Annotated in this window: 25 protein-coding genes and 1 tRNA gene; 16 read left to right on the plus strand and 10 right to left on the minus strand. The window is 36.1% G+C overall.

What is annotated here, in order from left to right:
• The first annotated feature begins 82 nt into the window (after window positions 1-82).
• Entirely contained in the window at window positions 83-1,972 is a 1,890-nt protein-coding gene (htpG, locus tag GFO_RS11045; protein ID WP_011710211.1) for a molecular chaperone HtpG, read from the plus strand.
• A gap of 265 nt (window positions 1,973-2,237) precedes the next feature.
• Complete coding sequence (locus GFO_RS11050; RefSeq protein WP_011710212.1) at window positions 2,238-3,053, plus strand: DUF6503 family protein; 816 nt, start codon at window positions 2,238-2,240, stop codon at window positions 3,051-3,053.
• Between the two features lie 2 nt (window positions 3,054-3,055).
• Here the strand turns inward: GFO_RS11050 and GFO_RS11055 are convergent, their stop codons facing one another.
• Complete coding sequence (locus GFO_RS11055) at window positions 3,056-5,287, minus strand: tetratricopeptide repeat-containing hybrid sensor histidine kinase/response regulator (RefSeq protein WP_011710213.1); 2,232 nt, start codon at window positions 5,285-5,287, stop codon at window positions 3,056-3,058.
• Between the two features lie 152 nt (window positions 5,288-5,439).
• Here GFO_RS11055 and GFO_RS11060 point away from each other — a divergent pair, with 152 nt between their 5' ends.
• Window positions 5,440-5,799 (plus strand): DoxX family protein, encoded by a 360-nt coding sequence (locus tag GFO_RS11060; RefSeq protein WP_011710214.1) that lies wholly within the window; start codon window positions 5,440-5,442, stop codon window positions 5,797-5,799.
• Between the two features lie 3 nt (window positions 5,800-5,802).
• Entirely contained in the window at window positions 5,803-6,390 is a 588-nt protein-coding gene (locus GFO_RS11065) for an alpha-ketoglutarate-dependent dioxygenase AlkB family protein (protein ID WP_011710215.1), read from the plus strand.
• Here GFO_RS11065 and GFO_RS11070 read toward each other — a convergent pair.
• Window positions 6,387-7,169, minus strand: coding sequence for a S1/P1 nuclease (locus GFO_RS11070; RefSeq protein WP_011710216.1), 783 nt, complete (start codon window positions 7,167-7,169; stop codon window positions 6,387-6,389). The two genes, GFO_RS11065 and GFO_RS11070, sit on opposite strands and share 4 nt — an antisense overlap.
• Window positions 7,170-7,289: 120 nt before the next feature.
• Between GFO_RS11070 and GFO_RS11075 the strand changes: the two genes are divergently transcribed.
• From GFO_RS11075 to GFO_RS11115, 10 genes are all read left to right on the plus strand, one after another.
• Entirely contained in the window at window positions 7,290-8,150 is an 861-nt protein-coding gene (locus GFO_RS11075; protein WP_011710217.1) for an SPFH domain-containing protein, read from the plus strand.
• A gap of 1 nt (window position 8,151) precedes the next feature.
• On the plus strand, window positions 8,152-8,628 hold the full coding sequence (locus tag GFO_RS11080) for a hypothetical protein (protein WP_011710218.1): 477 nt from the start codon (window positions 8,152-8,154) through the stop codon (window positions 8,626-8,628).
• Between the two features lie 2 nt (window positions 8,629-8,630).
• On the plus strand, window positions 8,631-9,569 hold the full coding sequence (locus tag GFO_RS11085; protein WP_011710219.1) for an alpha/beta hydrolase family protein: 939 nt from the start codon (window positions 8,631-8,633) through the stop codon (window positions 9,567-9,569).
• A 3-nt stretch (window positions 9,570-9,572) separates the two neighbouring features.
• Window positions 9,573-9,743, plus strand: coding sequence for a type II toxin-antitoxin system antitoxin (locus GFO_RS17550; protein ID WP_011710220.1), 171 nt, complete (start codon window positions 9,573-9,575; stop codon window positions 9,741-9,743).
• Complete coding sequence (locus GFO_RS11090; RefSeq protein WP_011710221.1) at window positions 9,743-10,552, plus strand: Cof-type HAD-IIB family hydrolase; 810 nt, start codon at window positions 9,743-9,745, stop codon at window positions 10,550-10,552. Before GFO_RS17550 ends, GFO_RS11090 begins: the two co-directional genes overlap by 1 nt.
• A gap of 67 nt (window positions 10,553-10,619) precedes the next feature.
• Window positions 10,620-11,885 carry a DUF819 family protein gene (locus GFO_RS11095; RefSeq protein ID WP_041250106.1) on the plus strand — a complete coding sequence of 422 codons (1,266 nt, stop codon included), beginning with the start codon at window positions 10,620-10,622 and terminating at the stop codon, window positions 11,883-11,885.
• A gap of 54 nt (window positions 11,886-11,939) precedes the next feature.
• Window positions 11,940-12,686 carry a DUF4369 domain-containing protein gene (locus GFO_RS11100; RefSeq protein WP_011710223.1) on the plus strand — a complete coding sequence of 249 codons (747 nt, stop codon included), beginning with the start codon at window positions 11,940-11,942 and terminating at the stop codon, window positions 12,684-12,686.
• Between the two features lie 383 nt (window positions 12,687-13,069).
• Complete coding sequence (locus GFO_RS11105; RefSeq protein WP_011710224.1) at window positions 13,070-14,335, plus strand: L-lactate MFS transporter; 1,266 nt, start codon at window positions 13,070-13,072, stop codon at window positions 14,333-14,335.
• Window positions 14,336-14,445: 110 nt separating this feature from the next.
• Window positions 14,446-14,688, plus strand: coding sequence for a type II toxin-antitoxin system ParD family antitoxin (locus GFO_RS11110; protein WP_011710225.1), 243 nt, complete (start codon window positions 14,446-14,448; stop codon window positions 14,686-14,688).
• On the plus strand, window positions 14,685-14,984 hold the full coding sequence (locus GFO_RS11115) for a type II toxin-antitoxin system RelE/ParE family toxin (RefSeq protein WP_011710226.1): 300 nt from the start codon (window positions 14,685-14,687) through the stop codon (window positions 14,982-14,984). Before GFO_RS11110 ends, GFO_RS11115 begins: the two co-directional genes overlap by 4 nt.
• Before the next feature lie 264 nt (window positions 14,985-15,248).
• Here the strand turns inward: GFO_RS11115 and GFO_RS11120 are convergent.
• The 6 genes from GFO_RS11120 to GFO_RS11145 all read right to left on the minus strand — a co-directional run bounded on the left by GFO_RS11120 (window position 15,249) and on the right by GFO_RS11145 (window position 18,722).
• Window positions 15,249-15,322 (minus strand) — tRNA-Thr (locus GFO_RS11120).
• Window positions 15,323-15,333: 11 nt separating this feature from the next.
• Window positions 15,334-15,600, minus strand: coding sequence for a hypothetical protein (locus GFO_RS11125; RefSeq protein WP_011710227.1), 267 nt, complete (start codon window positions 15,598-15,600; stop codon window positions 15,334-15,336).
• Between the two features lie 63 nt (window positions 15,601-15,663).
• On the minus strand, window positions 15,664-16,116 hold the full coding sequence (locus GFO_RS11130) for a peroxiredoxin (RefSeq protein ID WP_011710228.1): 453 nt from the start codon (window positions 16,114-16,116) through the stop codon (window positions 15,664-15,666).
• 1 nt (window position 16,117) lies between these two features.
• The gene (locus tag GFO_RS11135) at window positions 16,118-16,528 is read right to left on the minus strand and encodes a 6-pyruvoyl trahydropterin synthase family protein (protein ID WP_011710229.1); all 411 of its coding nucleotides are present in this window, start codon (window positions 16,526-16,528) and stop codon (window positions 16,118-16,120) included.
• Entirely contained in the window at window positions 16,525-17,043 is a 519-nt protein-coding gene (idi, locus tag GFO_RS11140; protein ID WP_011710230.1) for an isopentenyl-diphosphate Delta-isomerase, read from the minus strand. Before idi ends, GFO_RS11135 begins: the two co-directional genes overlap by 4 nt.
• Before the next feature lie 68 nt (window positions 17,044-17,111).
• Window positions 17,112-18,722, minus strand: a complete 1,611-nt coding sequence (locus tag GFO_RS11145) for an OmpA family protein (RefSeq protein ID WP_011710231.1) — start codon at window positions 18,720-18,722, stop codon at window positions 17,112-17,114.
• A 162-nt stretch (window positions 18,723-18,884) separates the two neighbouring features.
• On the opposite strand from GFO_RS11145, the gene GFO_RS11150 reads away from it, so the two are divergent.
• Complete coding sequence (locus GFO_RS11150; RefSeq protein WP_011710232.1) at window positions 18,885-20,474, plus strand: peptide chain release factor 3; 1,590 nt, start codon at window positions 18,885-18,887, stop codon at window positions 20,472-20,474.
• Window positions 20,475-20,638: 164 nt separating this feature from the next.
• Window positions 20,639-22,009: an alanine/glycine:cation symporter family protein gene (locus tag GFO_RS11155; RefSeq protein ID WP_011710233.1), complete on the plus strand. Its 1,371-nt coding sequence runs from the start codon at window positions 20,639-20,641 to the stop codon at window positions 22,007-22,009.
• Between the two features lie 169 nt (window positions 22,010-22,178).
• On the opposite strand, the gene GFO_RS11160 is transcribed toward GFO_RS11155, so the two are convergent.
• Window positions 22,179-22,499: a DUF3467 domain-containing protein gene (locus tag GFO_RS11160; protein WP_011710234.1), complete on the minus strand. Its 321-nt coding sequence runs from the start codon at window positions 22,497-22,499 to the stop codon at window positions 22,179-22,181.
• A gap of 40 nt (window positions 22,500-22,539) precedes the next feature.
• Window positions 22,540-22,995 (minus strand): DinB family protein, encoded by a 456-nt coding sequence (locus GFO_RS11165; protein WP_011710235.1) that lies wholly within the window; start codon window positions 22,993-22,995, stop codon window positions 22,540-22,542.
• Window positions 22,996-23,016 lie beyond the last annotated feature (21 nt).

Here is a 23,016-nt window from a genome sequence, read left to right on the forward strand (position 1 = left end):
CATTTGCGCCAGTTTGTCAGCGAATCACTAATGGTATTTTTTTTGAAAACAGAAAAGGGAATCAAAATTTAAATTAGAAAATATGGCAACCGGAAAAATAAATGTATCTGTTGAAAACATTTTTCCGCTCATCAAGAAGTTTTTGTACAGTGATCATGAAATCTTTTTGAGGGAGCTTATATCAAATGCAACCGATGCTACATTAAAACTCAAACATCTAAGTCAATTAGGAGAAGCCAACGTAGACTACGGGAATCCTTTTATTGAGGTAAAAATAAATAAGGAAAATAATACCCTTCATGTGATAGATCAGGGTATTGGTATGACAAAAGAGGAGGTTGAGAAATATATCAACGAAGTGGCTTTCTCTGGCGCTGAAGAATTCCTTGAAAAATATAAAGATTCTGCAAAAGACAGTGGCATTATTGGTCATTTTGGGCTTGGTTTCTATTCTGCCTTTATGGTAGCCAATAAAGTAGAGATCATTACAAAATCTCATAAGGATGAACCGGCAGCTCACTGGGTTTGCGAAGGAACTACTGAATTCACATTAGGAGAAGCTGACAAAAAAGAACATGGTTCAGAAATCATTCTTCATATAAATGAAGAGGATAAAGAGTTTCTGGAAGAGAACAGAATTCAGGAATTATTGGTGAAGTACAACAAGTTTATGCCAATTCCAATTAAATTCGGAACTAAGGAAGAAACACTTCCGCTTCCTGAAGATGCTAAAGAAGACGCAAAGCCGGAGACAGAAACAGTTGATAATTTTATCAATAATCCTGAACCGGCCTGGACAAAACAACCCACAGATCTTGAGGAAAAAGATTATAATGAGTTTTACAAAGAATTGTATCCAATGCAATTTGAAGAACCATTATTTCACATTCATTTAAATGTAGATTATCCTTTCAACCTTACAGGAATACTTTATTTCCCAAGAATGGCTCAGGATATGAATATCCAGAAAGATAAAATTCAGCTTTATCAAAATCAGGTATACGTAACAGATAATGTGGAAGGAATTGTACCTGAATTTTTGACCATGCTTCGTGGGGTGATAGATTCTCCAGATATACCTTTAAATGTTTCAAGATCTTATCTTCAGGCAGATGGCGCAGTAAAAAAGATCTCCAGTTATATCACCAGAAAAGTTGCTGATAAACTAAAAAGTCTTTTCAATAACAACCGTGAAGATTTTGAGAAGAAATGGAACGATATTAAGATCGTTATTGAATATGGAATGCTTTCAGAAGATAAATTCTTTGAGAAAGCTGAAAAATTTGCGCTGTATCCTACTACCGAAGGTGAGTATTATACGTTCCCTGAATTAGAAGAAGCCATTAAAGAAAACCAGACCGATAAAGATGGGAATATGGTAGTGCTTTATGCTTCAAATGAAAATGAGCAGCACAGCTATATTGAAGCTGCAAAAGATAAAGGATATAAAGTTCTTTTACTGGATTCTCCAATCATCTCGCATCTTCTTCAAAAACTGGAAACTTCGAAAGAAAAGATTTCTTTTGTACGTGTAGATTCAGATCATGTTGACAATCTTATTAAGAAAGATGAAGAGAAGATCTCTAAGCTTTCAGATGAAGAAAAAGAAACGCTCAAAGCAGATTTTGAAAAAGTAATTCCTGCTGAAAAATATACCATTCAGCTGGAAGCGATGGACAGCACTGCTGCTCCATTAATTATCACGCAGCCTGAGTTTATGCGTAGAATGAAAGAAATGCAGCAAACCGGCGGTGGCGGCGGAATGTTCGGAATGGGCAACATGCCTGAAATGTATAACCTGGTAGTGAACACGAACCACGACCTTATTAATACAATTCTAAACACGAAAACTGAGAAGAAACAGCAACGTTTAATCAAACAATCCTTAGACCTTGCCAGGCTCTCTCAAAACCTATTGAAAGGTGAAGAACTTACAAGCTTTATCAAAAGAAGTTTTGATATGGTAAAATAATAAATTTTAGTTTTTTCATAATTGTATATCCGTAAAGTGTCCTAAATTGATAAATGACGTCATTCTGGGCTTGTTTCAGAATCTCTGGACGTCAGTAATTACAACAGGAACTTGAGACCCTGAAATAAATTCAGGGTGACGAAATAACTATAGGACGAAAAACGGATATACAATTTCATAATTACAAAAAGCCGCTTTCCTTTTGGAAGGCGGTTTTTTATTGGGGTCAGTTTTCTTTTGTACTTTTGAAGCAAAATTGAGAGTCATGAGAAATCTTCTATTCATATTTGCCCTATTCAGCCTGATAAGCTGTAAACAAAATAAAACCGAAGAAAAAATTCCGGTAGAGCCTAATAATGGTATTGGAAATGGAGCCCAACCTCCAAAAGTTCTTTCTTTTTCAGAAAATATTGAAGAAGCTCATAATAAAACAGCCTTTATGATGAATGAGGCAGTTTCTTATGACATTAAATTAAAGTTTGGAGGAAGTCCAAGGCTGGAAGGAACCGTGAGCATGACCACTAATTCTTCGAAGGTACGTCTTGACAAAGCAGACGGAACTACTGTGATATTTGATGGAGACCAGGTTTATATATCTCCTGAGACCGCGAAAAAAGAAGGTGCCAGATTTGATATTTTTACCTGGCAATACTTTTTTGCTATTCCATTTAAATTAACAGATCCAGGAACTGTTTGGGAAAAACAGCAGCCTAAAATGCTGGATAGTATGGAATATCAAACCGCTAAACTTAGTTTTGAATCTAACGTTGGAGATTCCCCGGATGACTGGTATGTAGTTTACAAGGATCCTGAAACCAATAGACTTAAAGCTGCCGCTTATATTGTAACCTTTGGAAGTGAGCAGGAAAAAGCTGAAGAGAATCCTCATGCGATTGTATATTCAGACTATCAAACTTTTAAAGATGCTGAGATTGCTACCCAGTGGAGTTTTCATAACTGGAGTTCAACAGATGGTTTTGGCGAAAAGCTAGGTGAAGCGACCATTTCTAATGTGAAATTCTTTTCACCAGAGAAAGAATTATTTAAAGCTTCTGAAAATTCAGAATTGTTAGAAAGATAGGCCTAGACTTCTTCTACAATCCTTTGAATACTTAAATGCTTATAAACGATTTGGTAGAATTGCTGAACATCGTAAGGTTTTATAATGATCCCACTCATTCCGGCATCATGAATTTCTTCTCTTATCTCTTCTACCTCAACGGCTGTTAATGCAAGAACCGGAATTATCTTGTTAAATTCCCTTATCTTTTTGGAAGCTTCAAGTCCTGAAATGCCAGGCATATTCACATCCATTAATACGAGATCAAAATTGCCATTCTTCACCAGTTCAATAGCTTGCATTCCATCCCCGGCCACCTCACAAATAAAATCTTTCTTTTCTAAAATTCTCCGCGTCACAACCTGATTGATCCGGTTATCGTCTACGATAAGAATACATTTCTTACCCGAATATTCATGCAGATACGAATCTTCCTCGATTTTAATAGTTTCTGCCTTCGCTGTATCCACATCAAACAGAATAGAAAAGCTAAAAGTAGAGCCTTCACCTTCCTTACTATCCAGTTTTATTTTTGAATTGAATAGTTTCAGTAGACGTTTCACGATAGGCAGCCCCAAACCAGTTCCCTGATAATTATAATTTGAATTATCTAATTGAGAAAACTCTTCGAAGATCACTTTCTTTTTACTTTCAGGAATTCCCGGTCCATCATCCCGGATCTCAAAATAGATCTTAGAATGATCTTTATCCCCATCAATTTGTTTAACCTGAAAATAGATATTACCCCTTTCAGTAAATTTCATGGCATTACCTACCAAATTCATCAATACCTGAGATAACCTTATAGAATCACCTAGTAAGAAACTTGGTATATTTTCATCAAAATCCAGATGTAACTCATTCTTATTCTGAACACGTGTAAACTCAAAACTATTTAAGATACTATTGAGAAGGTCTCGCGGATTAAAAGAAACGCTCTCAAGATTGACCTCGTTAGACTCCATCTTATTCATTTGAAGCACATCGTTTATAAGCGCTAATAGATAATCTGCTGAAAACTTCAGAGATTTAAGATCTGATTTGTGTTTACCAAGACTTTTTTCTTCCAACAGCAAAGAAGTAAGACCTATCACTCCATATAAAGGAGTTCTAATTTCATGACTTACCGTACTAAAAAAGCGTGTTTTCAACAAAGAAAGATTCTCTGCTTCTACCTTTGCTTCCTTATACTGCTTATTTTTATTCTTCAATTCACTAATTAGACCCCTCCGGTCATGATTAATCTTATAAAGAAAAACGAGTATAAAAACGAGGATCACTGAAGAAATCACCATGATAATCACTTTCTCTTGAGACTTTTCGATTATTTCATCCTGATAATTCTGTTCTCTTTCGGCAATTTCCAGGTTCTTTTTATATTCTGATATACTGAATCTAGCATTGGCAATTTCCATTTGTCTAAGCTTTTCACTTTCAAACACCATGGAATTATATTCATTGAACTTTAATTGGGCCATATAGGCAGCTTCAAAATCCCCTTCTTCTTCGAGCATTTTAGCATAGGCCTTATAAGCCTCTGCAGCAGGTAGAACTAATGAATCTGCAACTGCAAGTTCTATAGATTTATCAAAGAAATAACTAGCGGTATCAAATTGTTTCTCATGGCCAAAATAGCGCCCATGAAGCATATATATTTGAGAATAAAAATAACTCCTATTCTTATCTCCTAACGTAGCTATAGAGTCCATTAATTGCAGGGATTCCTTTAAATAAGGATAAGCTTCTTGATATTTATTATTATCTAAATATGTCCATCCAATATTTGCCTTAGGAATAATCAATTCAGATGGATCATTCAATTTTTTAGCAAGGTCAATTACTTTATTATAATAGTCTATTCCTTTTTCAGTAGTCTCTGGAATTTCAGAATAGATATTACCCAGGTTATTATACGAACGCATCAAAATAGTATCGTTACCTACTCTTTGAGCATATTCCAGACCAAGTGCATAATTTTTACGGGCACGCGCACTATCCTTTTGGTCTAAATAAGCATGCCCAAGACTATTATAAGCATGCGATACATAATAAAGATTATTTTTTTCTTTTGCTAAATTTAAAAGATCATGAGAATCCTCTATTGCCTGATCATAGCGGTATTTTTCTATATGAACTGAAATTTCTTTCAGAATATCCTTTAAAGAATCTTTGTCTGAAGAATGCGGGGTTTGTGCAGAGCTACCGCTCCAGCATAAAATAAATAACAGAAAAAAGGCTGTATAGCTTTTTGTCAAAAGTAAGAATGTAGGTTATTAAGTTAGATTTCGGGGGTTGAAAATACTCTATTTAAAGTACTTACACAACATTTATTTTTATAATGCAATTTTTTTCTGACGAATTTTCTGAATTGCGTAATTAACCTATCTTGAGAAAAAACTGTTTAATCATGAATTATCCCTGGCATCTTTACTTAATGGCTGCGATGTATACGATCGCTGGTATTTTCCATTTCATTAAGCCTAAAATGTACATGCGAATAATGCCAAGATATCTACCTAATCATAAGCTTTTGGTTTATTTGAGTGGATTAGCAGAAATATCTCTTGGGATTGGCCTATGCTTCCCAGAAACAAAGAATGTAGTCATATATGGTCTTATTCTAATGCTACTTATTTTTTTACTGGTTCATTTCTATATGCTGTCTTCAAAAAAAGCGGGAGCGGGAATTCCAAAATGGATTTTACTTGTAAGGTTACCCCTACAATTTATATTAATATGGTGGGCCTGGTTCTATTTGCAATTTTAAGAAATGGAAACAGCTATCAAAAACCTTCAGGACGCTGAATTAGAGTATTATCCCGACTTTTTAACGAAGGAAGAGGCAGATCGACTGCTTCGTTTCCTATTAGAATCTGATTCATGGAGACAGGACAAAATAAAACTGTTTGGAAAAGAAGTTTTACAGCCAAGGCTAACTATTTTATTTGGCGAAAGCGGAAATACTTATAAATATTCGGGTTTAGAAATGTCACCCGAGCCCTTTCCCGATATAATCAAAACTTTAAAATATAAATGTGAAGAAGAAAGTAACGGGATAAAATTTAATATATGTCTTGCAAACCTATACCGAAATGGCGATGATAGTATGGGCTGGCATGCCGATGATGAAAAAGAGCTTGGATCAAATCCCGTTATAGCCTCCATAAGCCTTGGAGCCGAGAGAGTTTTTCACCTAAAACATAAAAAGCTTCAAAATGCAAAGCATAAAATAAATTTACTACATGGCAGCCTTTTAGTAATGAAAGGTACCACTCAGGAATTCTGGAAACATCAACTCCCTAAAACTAAGAAAATAATTGCTCCCAGAGTAAATCTTACTTTTCGGAAGATCATTTAAGAATAAATATCATTCAGAATTTTCGCAAGGCGAATTCCTCCTTTTTGTAATTGCTCTAAAACTGTAGGCATATTTTTATACATATAAGAGTAACCAAGTTTTTCTCCGTTATCTACTCCGGTGTAAAGATCTTCAGCCATCGCTCTCGACTCATAAACCCAATCTAGCAACTTTCCTTTTTCAATAGCTTTAATTTGATTTTTGGAAAGATCTTTTGTGTTCAAAGCCAATTCTGTATAACTCATCTGATAAAAATTAATCATATCGCTATCCCAAACCCTATGGATATTAGAACCTTCATTAAACCATCTCACCTGGATATCATTCCCACCTTTATCCTCTGCATGTCCGGTATGGAAAGGCTGGTGTAAATCTCCAACAAAATGTACAAGCATTTTTAAATAGAACTGTTTTTCATCCCTGGAAGAATTTTGATCTTTTAAAACCTCCACACATTTTTTTATAGCCTGCACCAGGTCTCCACTTTTATTAGCTTCTTCTTCAATATATTTCTTATTCTCAGGATCTATATTTACATAATGCCATGGACCAAATTCCCTGTATTCAGGATCACTTTTAATATCATCTGCATAATTCGCAACGAAAGCCAAACCATGGCCACCTAGCAGGCCGTCAATTGCATTTTTAGCTTTATTACTCAAGTGGGTTTCAGCGATCTCTGCGGTGGCACGATGTCCTGTTTTCCCCCAATCTGAATCATTTGCGAAACCACAAATTCCAACAAAAAGGACGAAAACAATAATTAAAAGATTTTTCATTTTTCTTCAATATTTCTGGCAAATATAAACAAGCCTGTAAAAAATAACTATTAAGAATACAGAAGATTAAATTTTAATATTATATATTTATGATATCATTTTAATATCAATATTTCAATCATGACACACGAAAAATCAATTACGGCATTTAACGGCTACATAATGCTCTTTCTCTTTTTATTTCTCCTAATTGGTAGTATAATAGGAATATTTTCAACCGGAAACCCTATATGGGCACTGGGAGTTCTTCTGGCATTTTTTGTAGTTCCCGGTTTAATCCTGGTAAACCCCAATGAATCCAGAGTATTATTATTGTTTGGTGACTATAAGGGAACTGTTAAAAAGAATGGACTATTTTGGGTAAATCCTTTCTACACCAAAAAGAAAATTTCTTTGAGAGCACGAAACTTCGATAGTGAGAGGCTTAAGGTTAATGACAAATTGGGAAATCCGGTTATGATTAGCACCATTCTTGTTTGGAGAGTCATGGATACCTTTAAAGCTTCCTTTGATGTTGATAATTTTGAAAATTTCGTGGTGGTTCAAACAGATGCGGCTGTAAGGAAACTTGCCAGTCTCTACCCTTATGATAATTTTGCCGACGAAGGTCTGGACGAAGATATTACCTTGCGATCCAGCGTTAATGAAGTGAGTGATGCCCTGGAAAAGGAACTGGAAGAGCGTCTTAACATTGCAGGAATTGAAGTTCTCGAAGCCAGAATTGGTTATTTGGCATATGCCAATGAAATTGCCAGCGCGATGCTGAAAAGACAACAGGCTACTGCCATCGTAGCGGCGAGACATAAAATTGTGGAAGGTGCTGTGAGTATGGTTGAAATGGCTCTGGACGAACTAAGCAGAAAACAAGTGGTAGATCTCGACGGAGAAAGTCGCGCTGCCATGGTTAGTAATTTAATGGTTGTTTTATGTAGCGATAGAGATGCTACCCCGGTTGTAAATGCCGGAACTTTAAATCACTAAAATGCGTGTATTTAAAGAAATCCAGGCTTTTAGACAATGGTGGATACTATTGATCCTGGCAATCACAGTTATTGGAATTTCCATAAAAATCTATTTTGAAATTAGTAATTCAAATTTTGAAATATGGGATATTGGAAGCTTCATCCTCATAATTGCATTTTGTGGATTATTTTGGAATATGAAATTACACACCAAAATCGATGCTAAAGGTATTTCAGCCAGATTTGAACCTTTTCCATTTTTCAGAAAGAATTACAAATGGAATGAAATCAGCAAATGTCATGTTAGAAAATATTCAGCTTTAACAGAGTATGGAGGTTGGGGCATCCGAGGATTAGGATCAGCAAAAGCATATAATGTTTCCGGAAATATGGGGATTCAAATCATCACAAAGAAGCATGAAAAGTTTTTAATTGGAACCAATAAGCCAGAAGATGCCAGAAAAGTAATCAGGCGTTATCAGGAAAAATTACAATAAACATGAAAAAGTACTTAATATTTGGTCTTTTAATTGTGATGAGTCAGGCAGGATTCTCACAGGAAGAAAATTTTCTGGAAGAAGACCTAAAAATTAACACGGTTATAGAAGGAACCTTGACTGTTCCCCGAAATAAGGAAGCTGAAAGCATAGTTATTTTCATCCAGGGATCAGGGCCCACAGATCGAAACGGGAATCAATCCATGGCGAAAAATGATGGCATTCAGAAGATGGCTCGCAAGCTTGCAGTAAACGGAATTGCCTCCTATAGATTTGATAAAAGAATCTTCAAAATACAGGAGCTAAAAACGAAAGAAGAAGATCTAAGATTTGAAGATTTCTCAAAAGATGTGGAAAATATCCTGAAGTATTTCAAAGAGCATGATAAATTTGACAATCTTATTATAGCAGGACATGGTGAAGGTTCTCTGGTGGGCATGCTTGCAGCTAAAGAAACTGTAGATGCTTTTATTTCACTAGCAGGAGCTGGAGAACCTATAGATAGTATTATTGTGGACCAGGTAAATAAAATGGCCCCACAACTTGGAGAAAATGCCAGAGTCGCTTTTGATGAAATAAGAGAAGAAGGAAAAACGACCAATTACAATCCAATGCTAGAGTCAATTTTCAAACCCAGCGTACAGCCTTATATGTATAGCTGGATGCAGTACGACCCTTCCCAGGAAATTAAAAAACTGGATATTCCGGTGCTTATCATTAATGGATCTGAAGACATACAGGTTGAAGTTGATCAGGCTGAAATGTTGAAATCAGGAAATCAGGATGCAAAATTGGTGATTATTGAAAATATGAACCATATTTTCCGTGAGATAGCAAGTAAAGATAGGTTAGTAAATACCAAATCTTATAACGAACCTGGTTTACCGTTACATCCAGAATTAATTCCTGTAATTACAGAATTCATCAAAGAACTTGAGTAAATTATGGGCAAGAAAAAAGCATTCGCCTTAAGAGTTGATGAAGATATGCTAAAAGCTATCGAGAAATGGGCTTCTGATGAATTTAGAAGTACCAATGGACAGATCGAGTGGATGCTAAACAAAGCTTTAAAAGAGTCAAAAAGACACCCTAAATCTAAAAAGAACGAGGATTAATGTTTAAAATTATTTTTTCAGATATCGATGGTACATTGCTTAATGCAGAAAGGGATCTTTCAGAATACACCATTGAAACTATAAGAAAGTTATCAAAAGCAGACATTCCTTTTATTCTAATTTCTTCAAGGATGCCTGCTGCCATGAGACACCTTCAAAAGAAAATGGATATTGAGCACCTTCCTATAATAAGTTACAACGGAGGTTTGATCATTGTAGACGGTAAAGTTGTTAGTTCTACTGAAATTCCTATCGAAATCCTTACAGAACTACATAAATTTAATGAGCATCAAAATGTGCATCTCAGTCTTTTTCATAACGACGAATGGTATGTACCAAGAGATGATTTCTGGACCCAAAGAGAGATCAATAACACCAGGGTTCAACCTGAGTTTGAAAGTAACCAGAATGTGATAAACAAATGGCGAAAGGAAAGCAAAGGAGCTCACAAGATTATGGCGATGGGAGAAGAAGAAAAAATTGACGCTATCATGACTTTTCTTCTACAAAATTTCAAAGATGAACTACACTTATACCGTTCTAAACCTACTTATATTGAAATAGCACCGAAGGCAATTTCAAAATTAACCGCGGTTCAGCATTTATTAGATAATCATTTTAGAATCCCATTATCTCAAAGCATGGCTTTTGGTGATAACTACAACGATGTGGAGATGATTCGGGGTGTGGGAATGGGGATTGCTGTTGGTAATGCTAAACCTGAGGTATTAGAAATAGCCCATATGGTCACCACTCCGGGCAAGGAAGACGGGGTTGCAAAAAGTATTATGGAATTACTAAAAATATAAGTTAAATATCTCCACCCTTTAGGTACAATAAAAATTGTATTTTGCCGGCCAATCTATTCTAAATTATATGGAAACTACTACCGTGTTTACTAATGACGCCATCGTCTTTGGTTTACTAATGCTTGCTCTTGGATTTGTTTTTTATACCTCTTCTAAAAAAGAAGGATTCTGGAGTAAATTTTATAAAGTTGTTCCAGCACTTTTAATGTGCTACCTCATCCCGGCAATTCTCAATTCACTTGGTCTAATAGACGACAATACATCTCAACTCTATTTCGTTGCCAGTAGATATCTTTTACCAGCAGCCCTGGTGCTTATGACACTAAGTATAGATCTAAAAGCCATTTTCAACCTCGGTCCTAAAGCTTTAATAATGTTTTTCGCCGGAACCCTGGGAATCGTTCTTGGCGGACCTATTGCTGTTTTAATTATTTCAGCCATTTCTCCTGAAACCGTTGGCGGGGTAGGTCCCGATGCTATTTGGAGAGGACTTTCAACCATTGCAGGCAGTTGGATTGGTGGAGGAGCCAACCAGGCGGCCATGCTCGAAATTTATGAATACAATCCCGATCTGTACGGAGGAATGGTATTGGTAGATATCGTAGTAGCCAATCTCTGGATGGCCATAATACTAATGGGAATTGGTAAAAACGATAAAATTGATAAATGGCTTAAAGCCGATAATTCTGCTATTGAAGATCTTAAAGTTAAAGTTAGTGACTATGCAAAAAGTGTCACCAGGGTTCCTGAATTGCCGGATTTTATGATTATGCTGGCACTTGCTTTCGGGGCTGTTGGAATCGCACATTGGGGAGCTGATAATATTTCTGAATACCTGCTTGCAACTTTTGATGTTTTCAATGATTCCAAAAGTGCACTTTCCTCATTTTCCTCCCAGTTTTTCTGGATGATCACTATTGCAACGGCTATTGGAATACTCTTATCATTTACTAAAATGAAAAAATATGAGGGCGCCGGAGCAAGTAAAATTGGAAGTATTTTTATTTATATACTGGTTGCTACCATTGGTATGAAAATGGATCTAACCATGATTATGGATAATCCTGGTTTAATTGCCATAGGATTAGTTTGGATACTCATCCATGTCATTGTTCTAATTACTACAGCAAAAATCATCAAGGCTCCTTTCTTCTTCCTTGCAGTAGGAAGTCAGGCAAATGTAGGTGGTGCAGCTTCAGCTCCAGTAGTTGCCGCGGCGTTTCACCCTTCATTAGCCACGGTAGGAGTACTGTTAGCAGTCTTTGGTTATGTGGTTGGAACTTATGGTGCGATCCTGTGTACAATTTTAATGCAAATAGCTGCCGGCAGTTAGCAATAGACAGAAAAATATAAGATATTTGCACTTTTTAAAATCTGAATTCAAAAAATGAAAAAATTAGCTCTTCTTTTAGTTATTCTGATCAGTTTTACCTCCTGCTCCGAAAAAGAAAGCAATCTCATTGTTAGTGGGGAAATTAAGGGCCTTAAGAAAGGGACTTTATACTTGCAAAAGATCGATGATACTTCTTTAGTAAATATAGATTCAGTAATTGTTGATGGCGACCCTATGTTCTCTATGGAAACTTACATTGAGAGTCCTCAGATCATGTATCTATATCTTGAAAAAGTAGACAACAACACCTATGATGATCGCATAGATTTTTTTGCTGACAAAGGTGAAATTAGCATTAATACAAAGCTTGAAAAATTTGAAACCAGCGCTAAAATTGTTGGTTCGGTAAACCAGGAAAAACTGGTGGAATATCGTAAAATGATTAGTAGATTCAATGATCAGAACCTGGATTTGATCAAGGCTAGTTTTGAAGCTGAAAAGTCTCAGGATGAAGATAAATTGATGGAAATCGATAAGAAGTATGATGGTCTGCTGAAGAGAAAGTATCTATATACAGTAAATTTCGCGATCAATAATAAAAATCACGAAATTGCACCTTATTTGGCGCTTTCTGAAGTTTTTGATGCGAATATCAAATACCTGGATACCATCTATAATTCTTTAGCTCCAAAAGTAAAGAAATCTAAATACGGAAAGGAACTTAAGAGCTTTCTAAAAGAACGTCGAAAAGAAGAAAAGCTGGAAGCAAAAGTAGAAGCGCAGTCGACGGAAGAAAATTAATATTTTTTTATAAGATATATTGAAGAGAGGAGCCAAACGGTTCCTCTCTTTTGTTATAATAAGTTCTTACCAATCTATTGCATCAGTTAGTGATTGCATTATTTGCATAAGTTGAACCAATATCCATATCTGATTTTATCCTATAGTATTTTCGTCACCCTGAATTTACTTCAGGGTCTTAAGCTACCATATTGATTCTTAAACTTATGAAATTCTGAAACAAGTTCTGAATGACGCAATTTTTTTTTTCGATACTTTGCGGATAAACAAAAAAATATCCAAGTAAAGCATTAGTCAATTTAATTTTCTGTTAATAAAACCTTATTATTGTCGCTGTTTATCCTAAATTTTGATCAATAGATCATTTTGCAAAATCATAAGTGATGAATTCAGAAAAAAACCGCTGGCTAATTGCCGCGTCAGCTATAGCCATTCATGTCTCGATTGGCGCAGCCTATGCTTATAGTGTTTACACACAACCATTGGTAGAAGCAAAAGGCTGGTCTGTAGCCTCGGTAACTACCGCCTTTACTATTATGATGGTTTTAGGAGGTGGCTCCGCCGCCCTCTTCGGGAGATTTGTCGAAAAAAGTGGCCCCAGGAAATCAGCCATGCTGGCTGCAGTATTATTTAGTGTAGGCCAGGCTGGTTCAGGCTTCGCTATTTCTATGGATTCACTAACACTCTTTCTTCTCTCTTATGGACTTTTAAGCGGACTTGGATTGGGCATTGGATACATTTCACCAGTCTCAACGCTAGTAAAATGGTTTCCCGATAAACGTGGTCTAGCTACCGGTATGGCCGTATTAGGTTTTGGAACAGGAGCTTTAGTGACAGCTCCGGTTGCGGCTAGCTTAATCGAATCGATTGGAATAAGTTATACTTTTTATATTCTGGGAGCCTCTTATTTTATAATGATGATGCTGGGAGCCTCTTATATTGCTCCACCTCCTAAAGAATGGTTACCTGCAGGTATGAAAGCAGCCGTTGATGCAGGAACACAAAAAATAAAAAAAGACCTAAGACAGGCAACCGGAGCCCAGGCAGTAAAGACCAGACATTTCTGGATGTTATGGGTCATGATGCTTATTAATACCAGTGCAGGGATAATGATGATTTCTGTCGCATCTCCTATGGCTCAGAACATCGCTGGACTTTCAGCGGGTGCGGCAGCAACCATGGTTGGTCTAATGGGCATTTTTAATGGTGGTGGAAGACTTGGCTGGGCTGCAGCTTCAGATTATATTTCCAGACCTAAAGTCTTTATAATTTTCTTCGTTATACAATTAATTGCATTTATCGCGCTCCCTCTAACAGTTAGCACTATTATCTTTCAACTACTAATATTTCTGGTAGTAAGCTGTTATGGCGGTGGGTTTTCTAATCTTCCGGCGTTTATTGGCGATCTCTTCGGAACAAAAGAGCTGGGGGCTATTCATGGCTATCTGCTTACCACCTGGTCTTTAGGCGGATTAATAGGCCCTACGCTCGTCTCTCAAATCTATACACGAACAGGCAGTTATATTCCAGTATTCTATGTTTTTACCGGATTGATTTTAATAGCCTTAATCGTGAGTATATTGCTTAACAGGAGTATAAAAAAAGCGAGAGAAAAGCGAGATGAATATGAACTAAGTACAACAGAATAGCAGTATGATCTGCATACTTAATTAAAAAAGTTTCTTTGTAAGGAGTCGTATGAAAATTTAATTTTTGGTCTCGTTACCAAACTTTGGTATATTTGAATAAACACTCAAATATGGGAAAAAACACCTCTATATCACTTGGAAATCATTTTGAAGAGTTTATTAATGAAGAATTAAAATCTGGAAGATATAACTCTGTAAGTGAAATAATTCGTTCTGCTTTAAGGTTATTAGAAAGTGAAGAAAGAAAAGAAAAAGAGCTTATTAAAGCTCTAGAAGCAGGAGAACAAAGTGGATTTGTTGAAGATTTCGATTCTAAAGAACACTTAAAAGAATTGCACCGGCAACACTTATGAGTAACGATAAATATCGAATAAGTCAAAAGGCACTTGAAGATTTAGATAAAATTTGGATTTACACTTTTAAAAAATGGTCTAAGGTACAAGCAGACAGATATTACAATTTAATAATTGAAGAAATTCATTTTATAGCAGATAATTTTTTGACAGGTAAATCAGCCGAACAAACGCGAAAAAATTATCGAGTAACAAAAATAAAATCACATTTGATTTTTTACAGAAAAGATGAAAATCAAACCGTAGAAATCATTAGAATTCTCCACGAAAGAATGGATATAAAAAGACGTTTATAGTAAAACTCCACACGAAAACGGTTCATCGCAATTACCGGTAGTCTTCTGAAAGTTATTTTTTTTTAGAGATCAATCATAAAAACAACTAAGCCGATAAATCCACGTCCCCTACTCCGCCAACTGGCGATAACCGAGACCGCAGCATTTTTTTTAAAAACAATAGAGGGACTCCCTTCGATTTCGCTAACGCTACACTCTGGACAGGCTTCTCATCCCAATTTAAATTCCACAAAAAAACCTTTCCGAAGAAAGGTTTCTATTAAGAGCCGATGGAGGGACTCGAACCCACGACCTGCTGATTACAAATCAGCTGCTCTAGCCAGCTGAGCTACATCGGCAACTTATTAGATTAAAGTGCGTTCAGTTTTTCGATCAAAGCATTTGCTTTAGTCTCCAAGTCAGCCTGAACTTCCTTAAAATGTTTTTGTTTATTTTCAACATCACGACGGTTGATCTTAGTGATCAATTCATCATATTCTTTTATAGCCTCATCAACGATCGACTCAGATTTCGCCGGGTCTTCTTTTGGATTAGCCATTTGGTGAATGTAAGCAGCATCGATGATGTCTCCCATTACATAATTCACGTCTTTTTTAAGTAGTCTTTTACTCGCCATTATCAATAAATTTCGGCTGCGAATTTAAACTATTTTTCGAAACGAAAATAGATTAAATAAGTTTTAATTCTGATTTTTTTTCAATACCGCTAAAGCTTCAGGCATATGCCTGCCTGCACTCATACTATTAAACCTGTGAAGTAATTTTCCGTTTTTATCAAAGACAAAGGTTTCCCTTCCCGGCAGCAACCCTAATAAACTGGGCTTCACGCCAAAAACATTCCTTGCTTTTTTATCTTTATCAGATAGAAAAATATAGGGTAATTTATATCTATCAATAAATTTAGAATGTGATTTTGAAGAATCACCACTAATTCCAATAACCTCAGCTCCAAGTTCTTTAAAGTCCTCGTAACTATCTCTAAAACTGCAGGCCTCTTTAGTACAACCCGGTGTAAAATCTTTTGGATAGAAATAAACCACAAAGGCTTTTTTTCCTTTCAATTCTGAAAATCGAAATTTTTCACCATTTTGATTCTTTAATTCTAAATCTGGAACCTCATCGCCAATCTTCATATTATTCTCCTTTATAGCTCACAAAATTTCTTGGTGTTTCATATAACGTCACCTTCAAATCATGATCTTCCTGAATTCTTGTACGAAGTTTATTCCATATTACTACGGCAATATGCTCGGCGGTAGGAATCAGATCTTCAAACTCCGGAACTTCAACATTAAGATTTTTATGGTCAAAAGCCTCCTCCACTTCCAAATAGATAAGCTCTTTTAAGATCTTTAGATCCATTACAAAGCCCGTTTCAGGGTCTGGCTCACCAGTTACCGAAACTATAAGTTCGTAGTTATGCCCGTGATAATGTGGATTACTACATTTTCCGAAAACCCCAAAATTTCGCTCATCATCCCAATCTTTCCTGTAAAGGCGATGAGCTGCATTAAAATGGGCCTTTCTGTGTACGGTTATTCTCATTGTTGAATATGTGAATAATATTTATCAAAAATAATCTTGAACCATTCGGTATAAATATGAGGATTTTTCTTCATATCTACTTCCAGATCTTCTAAAGTAACCCATTTCCAGGCGGCAACTTCATCTGGATTAAGGTTCGGTTTTTCTTCAAAATTCCCCACAAGAATATGATCAAACTCATGCTCGGTTAAACCATTATCAAAAGGTGCTTTATAAATAAAAGAGATGGTATCTTTAAGATCTGTAGAAAATCCCATTTCTTCGTGAAGTCTTCTTTTACCGGCATCAATATTAGATTCACCTTCTCTTTGATGACTACAACAGGTATTTGTCCATAATCCCGGAGAATGGTATTTCGTGAGCGCCCTTTGTTGTATCATCAGTTCATTTTTGTTATTAAAAACGAATACCGAAAAAGCCCTGTGAAGCAATGCCTTTTCATGCGCTTCTATCTTCTCCATTAGACCAATCTGCTCGTCCTTTTCGTTAACTAAAATTACTTTTTCTTTTGCCATTTTTTTTATTGAAGTTCAAATGTACAAAAACGGAATTTTTTATCACAAAGAAGCTGATTAAGCAATTCCTAAAGTTTTAAGTTACCAGTATAAAGATCGCAGTTTATAGACAAAATAAATTCTGAACGACGATTTATTGCATGAGCATCCTCTGGACAGGGAATCTTATTTCTGCAATTATTAACCAGTTCGGTTTCACCATAACCTCGTCCCGATATACGATTTCCATCTACCCCCATATTTACTAAATACTGCCTGGTAACCGCTACCCGGTTTTGAGATAATTTTATATTATATTTATCATCTGCCCTGCTATCTGTATGTGATCTAATATCAATAAGTAATTCAGGGTATTCCTGCATATATGCTGCAATATGATCTAACTGTCTGGCAGCTTTTGATTCGATTTCAGCTTTATCCAAATCAAATAAAATAGGGTCTAAATCGAGCATTTTCGCCAGATCATCCCCTACTCTGGCTGCAAAAATTTTATCACCTTTATCATTTTGAAACCGAATAAAATTTTCCTTCCGCTTGACTTCCGCTGCGTAAAAACTCCAGTTAAAAAAAGCTCTTATAGCGGCAACATTTTCAGGATCATTGCCCGAGAAATCATGAGAAACCTGATACATCACTAAACCGTTTTCAGGATTATCAAATCCATTACCGTAAACTATTACAGCACCTGGCCCATTGGACAGCGATGGAACATCTGGTGCTGAAGGATCTATGACAATCATTTTTGCTCCCTCCCTCCAGGCATTTGCCTTTTTTGGATATAAAATACGTTCGGAACCATTAATCATTGCGTTGTCGTTCCTGCCGAGATATTGAGCAACAGGATCTGATGGAAATTGATGCAAATAAGGGGGCGTTGCAAACCTGTGTTCGTAATATGGAATAAGGCCCGATGTTCTTGCCCCGGGCATCCCAGCCGATAAGAAATTGAGTTGAATTAGTTTACTTTTATCACCTTCAGGAACCGATCCATAAAGATTTTCAAGCTGGCTTCCGGCATGGCAACCTGCCCAGATCGCGCCTTTATATTTTCTATTCCAGAAATATAAATTTTTGTGAGTTTCAAATTTAGGTTCGGCATGAGGCATCACAAATATATCATCACAAATCCCTAATTCATCCGGCGATTTCCAATTACTGGAATTATAACCACCATGTGCAGAACCAGGAATTCCTGCGGCTTTGAAATAAACCAGGGCAATACTACCATTCTGTTTATCTAATGTCCATTTTGGAGCTACTGAAAGGTTTGTAAAGACAGGAAGCGCTTTATCCTCATTCAAGTAACTACCAATAATGCCTCTTTGCTCCCAGCTTTGTATACTCTGTTGTACTTCTTCTGTAATATAGGAAACAGGAATCACAAAAGAACCCGATCTAAAATCTTCGCCCATTAGACTAAAATCGATTCCATCTTTACTTTTTTTTGAGTTAATTATCCATTTTATTTCCACCGGATAATCCGATAGAAGCTCGTGTATAAAACCATAAGGTTTTAAAGCATTGGCATGTGTTTGGGGAGTAATTCCTAAATTTATAGCATAGGAACCTTTTGCTATAATTTCAGTATTAGACTGAGAAAATAATGAGAAGCTGAAAATAAGATTTACAGCAAATAATAAGACCGCATGTCTTAGGTTTTGTAGGGCAAAGACCTTCATTTCTTACAGGAATTAAATCAAATATCTATCAAAAACCGCATATACTCATTAAAGTTAATAATTAATGGTTTAAGAGATGTATTGCATCGATAAAAAGGCGTGTCCAGATAAACAAAATTTCATCAAAATAATGGTATTTTTGCCGCTCCAATATCAGCAGGCATGAAGCATTATCAGAAAGAGATCAATAAAAGAAGAACATTTGGGATCATTTCCCACCCCGATGCCGGTAAAACCACTCTTACTGAAAAGTTATTACTTTTTGGTGGTGCGATCCAGGAAGCGGGAGCCGTAAAATCTAATAAGATCAAAAAAGGTGCTACCAGTGACTTTATGGAAATTGAACGCCAGAGAGGAATTTCTGTAGCGACTTCTGTACTTGCTTTTGAATATAGAGATATTAAGATAAATATTCTGGATACTCCCGGTCACAGGGATTTTGCTGAAGATACTTTTAGAACCCTTACCGCTGTAGATAGCGTTATCGTTGTTATTGATGTCGCAAAAGGTGTGGAGGAACAAACTGAAAAACTGGTAGAGGTTTGTAGAATGCGAAACATCCCGATGATCGTATTCATCAATAAACTTGACCGTGAAGGTAAAGATGCTTTCGAGCTGCTGGATGAAATTGAGCAAAAATTAAACTTAACCGTAACTCCTTTAAGTTTCCCAATTGGAATGGGTTATGATTTTAAAGGAATTTACAATATCTGGGAAAAGAACGTGAATCTGTTCACCGGTGATCCAAGAAAAGATATTGAGGAAACTGTAGAAATTAGTGACCTTAAATCAGAGGAACTTGATGGATTGATAGGTGATACTGCTGCAGATACACTTAGAGAGGAATTAGAACTTGCCCAAGGTGTTTATCCAGAATTTGATAGGGATGCTTATTTAGACGGGAGGTTACAGCCAGTATTCTTTGGTTCGGCCTTAAATAATTTTGGAGTTAGAGAACTACTGGATTGTTTTATTAAGATCGCTCCACCACCAAGACCTAAAGAAAGTGATTCCAGGCTGGTGAAGCCGGATGAAAAAGAATTTACCGGTTTTGTATTCAAGATCCACGCGAATATGGATCCTAAACATCGTGACCGACTTGCATTTATAAAAATTGTATCAGGGAAATTTGAAAGAAACAAGAACTACCTGCACGTTAGAAATAATAAGAACATGAAGTTCTCTTCTCCGAATGCATTTTTTGCTGAAAAGAAAGAGATCGTAGACGTTTCATATCCGGGAGATATTGTTGGTTTACATGACACTGGAAATTTTAAAATCGGAGATACTCTTACTGAAGGAGAAAATCTGGCTTACAAGGGAATCCCTAGTTTCTCACCCGAACACTTTCGATATATCAACAATGCAGACCCCATGAAATCCAAGCAATTGGAAAAAGGGATTGATCAGTTGATGGATGAAGGAGTTGCGCAATTATTCGTTCTTGAAATGAACGGAAGAAAAGTGATAGGTACTGTTGGTGCACTTCAGTTCGAGGTAATCCAATATCGTTTGGAACATGAATATGGTGCAAAATGTACTTATGAAAACCTAAATGTTCATAAAGCAACCTGGATTGAAGCTGAAGATGAAAAAAGCGACGAATTCAAAGACTTTAAAAGAGTAAAGTCGAAATTTCTGGCAAAAGATAAACATGGCCAACTGGTGTTTTTTGCAGATTCCCAGTTTTCCTTACAAATGACCCAGCAAAAATATCCATCTATTAAATTCCATTTTACTTCAGAGTTTTAAAGTCTTTTAAATAAAGAGTTCGTCACCCTGAACTTGTTTCAGAGTCTCCAGAGATACTGAAACAAATTCAGTAATACATTGTATTTGAATGATGTTTCAAAAGAGCATTTCGAAAAAGATAGATACACCCATAAAATTTACTATTTTCGAAACAAAGTAACTCTATGTCCCAAATTGATGAATTTATTGCTGATTTTGCTTCTCTTGTATGGGGGATTCCGTTAGTGATCCTGCTTATTGGAGGTGGAATTTTTCTTCTTATATATTCCCGATTTTTACCGTTCAGATATTTAGGTCATTCCGTAGAAGTTCTCCGTGGAAAGTATAATAACCCTGATGACCCGGGTGATATCAATCATTTTCAGGCTTTATCTACCGCGCTATCCTCCACGGTTGGGATGGGGAATATAGCTGGTGTTGCGGTGGCTATTGCAGTAGGTGGACCTGGAGCGATATTCTGGTTATGGGTTAGCGCCGTAGTTGGAATGGCTACAAAATTCTTTACGAATAGTTTAGCGGTAATGTACCGCGGAAAAGATACCGAAGGCAAAATACAGGGAGGCGTTATGTATTTTATTGTTGAAGGACTTGGTAAGAAATGGAAACCTTTAGCTGCTTTTTTTGCCATTGCCGGACTTGTAGGAGCTTTACCTGTTTTTAATGTGAATCAGCTTACACAGGCGATTAATTATATTCTTTTAGAACCTAATAATATTGAAACAGGCTTTACTACCAGCCTTATAATTGGAATTATTTTAACCCTAATCACCACGGTAGTTATTATTGGAGGTTTGGACAGAATTAGTAAAACGGTTTCAAAGCTGGTACCGGCTATGGTTGTGTTATACTTTGTTTCAGTACTGGTAATCCTTTTTGTAAATTATGATGTCGTGTTTCACTATTTCGGAATGATCTTTACCGATGCATTTGCTGCAAATAATTATAAAGGAGATCCTCTTTTAGGAGGTGTTTTAGGCGGACTTATTCTATTAGGGATACGTCGTGGTGCATTTTCTAACGAAGCCGGTATAGGAACGGCCACCATGGCTCACGGAGCGAGCAAGACTTCAGAACCCATCAGGGAAGGGCTTATTGCAATGCTGGGTCCTGCAATTGATACCTTAGTGGTTTGTACACTCACGGCAATGGCTATTTTAGTAACAGGAGTTTGGCAAAGTACAGATGTAAACGGAGTAAGCCTTACCGCCGCAGCATTTGATCAGGGAATTCCGTATGTTGGAAATTATGTATTATTACTTTGTATTCTGGCATTTAGCATTTCCTCGCTATTTTCTTATTCTTACTACGGAACAAAATGCCTTTCATTCCTACTTGGAGCAAAAAACAAGAAGTATTACAATTATGTCTACGTATTAAGTATTATCGTTGGAGCAACAACATCTTTAAGTTTTATACTGAATTTGATTGACGGATTTTTTGCACTTATGGCAATCCCAACAATGATCTCAACATTAATCATGGCGCCAAGAGTGATGAAGGCGGCGAAGATCTATTTTAAGAAATATACTCCCTGATAATTGAATTTCAGGAATTAAACCGAACAAAAAAAGAGATTTCTCAGTCGCTTCTCTCCTTCAAAATGACACTCATTATTAAACGTCATTTCGAGCAAAGCGAGAAATCTCTTTTTTACTATTAAGTTTGTAATAAACTGCCAATTGTTACTGCTAATAGCGTACTAAATTAAGCCTGTCCTGTAGGTCCAAAATTTAAAGGCAACGGTGCTTTATCATAATCTTTGATCTCGCCATGTGCCTTTTCAAATTTATTAATGTTATCTCCTAAAGCTTTCAGCAATCTCTTAGCATGTTGCGGAGTCAGGATAACTCTTGATTTCACTTTACTTTTAGGTCTTCCCGGCATGATATTCACAAAATCCACTACAAATTCTGAAACCGAATGATTAATGATCGCCAGATTTGAATAGGTTCCTTCAGCAATAGCATCATCAAGTTCTATATTGATCTTTCCTTTCTGGTTTTTATTCTTTTTATCTTCTTCCATAATTTAAATTTTCTTCAATTTAATATTTATTTTGAAATGCTTAATTATCTAGTTTATAATACACAAAATCTGAAACTATTGGATCAATCCCCTCTTTTCTAAATTCGGTGGCGATCTGTCCTCGATGATAAGTAGAATGGTTAACCACATGAAAAATAATATCTCTTAAAGAATTTTGATAACGCTCTCCTTTAGAATTCTTATACTTTACAATTCTGTCAAGATCTTCATTTTCTAAAATATCCAGAGTTTCTTTAAAATTTTTAATTTCTATGGACTTCATTTTATCTACTTCATAATTCTGCCACACATTCACTTTATCCTCTTTCTCCATCACTCGATTATTCCAGATATTTTGTGCATTCAAGATATGAGATAAAAGTTTGATTGCTCTTTCTGGTATCATAAACTCCAAATCACCATCATTAAATTTTTTAATGATCTCCAGATTGTAATAATGCGAATATTCCAGCAGTTCTTTAAAATAATCCTTCATATTTCAAATATCGTTATAAAT

It is taken from the genome of Christiangramia forsetii KT0803, from assembly GCF_000060345.1.
Taxonomy (GTDB): domain Bacteria; phylum Bacteroidota; class Bacteroidia; order Flavobacteriales; family Flavobacteriaceae; genus Christiangramia; species Christiangramia forsetii.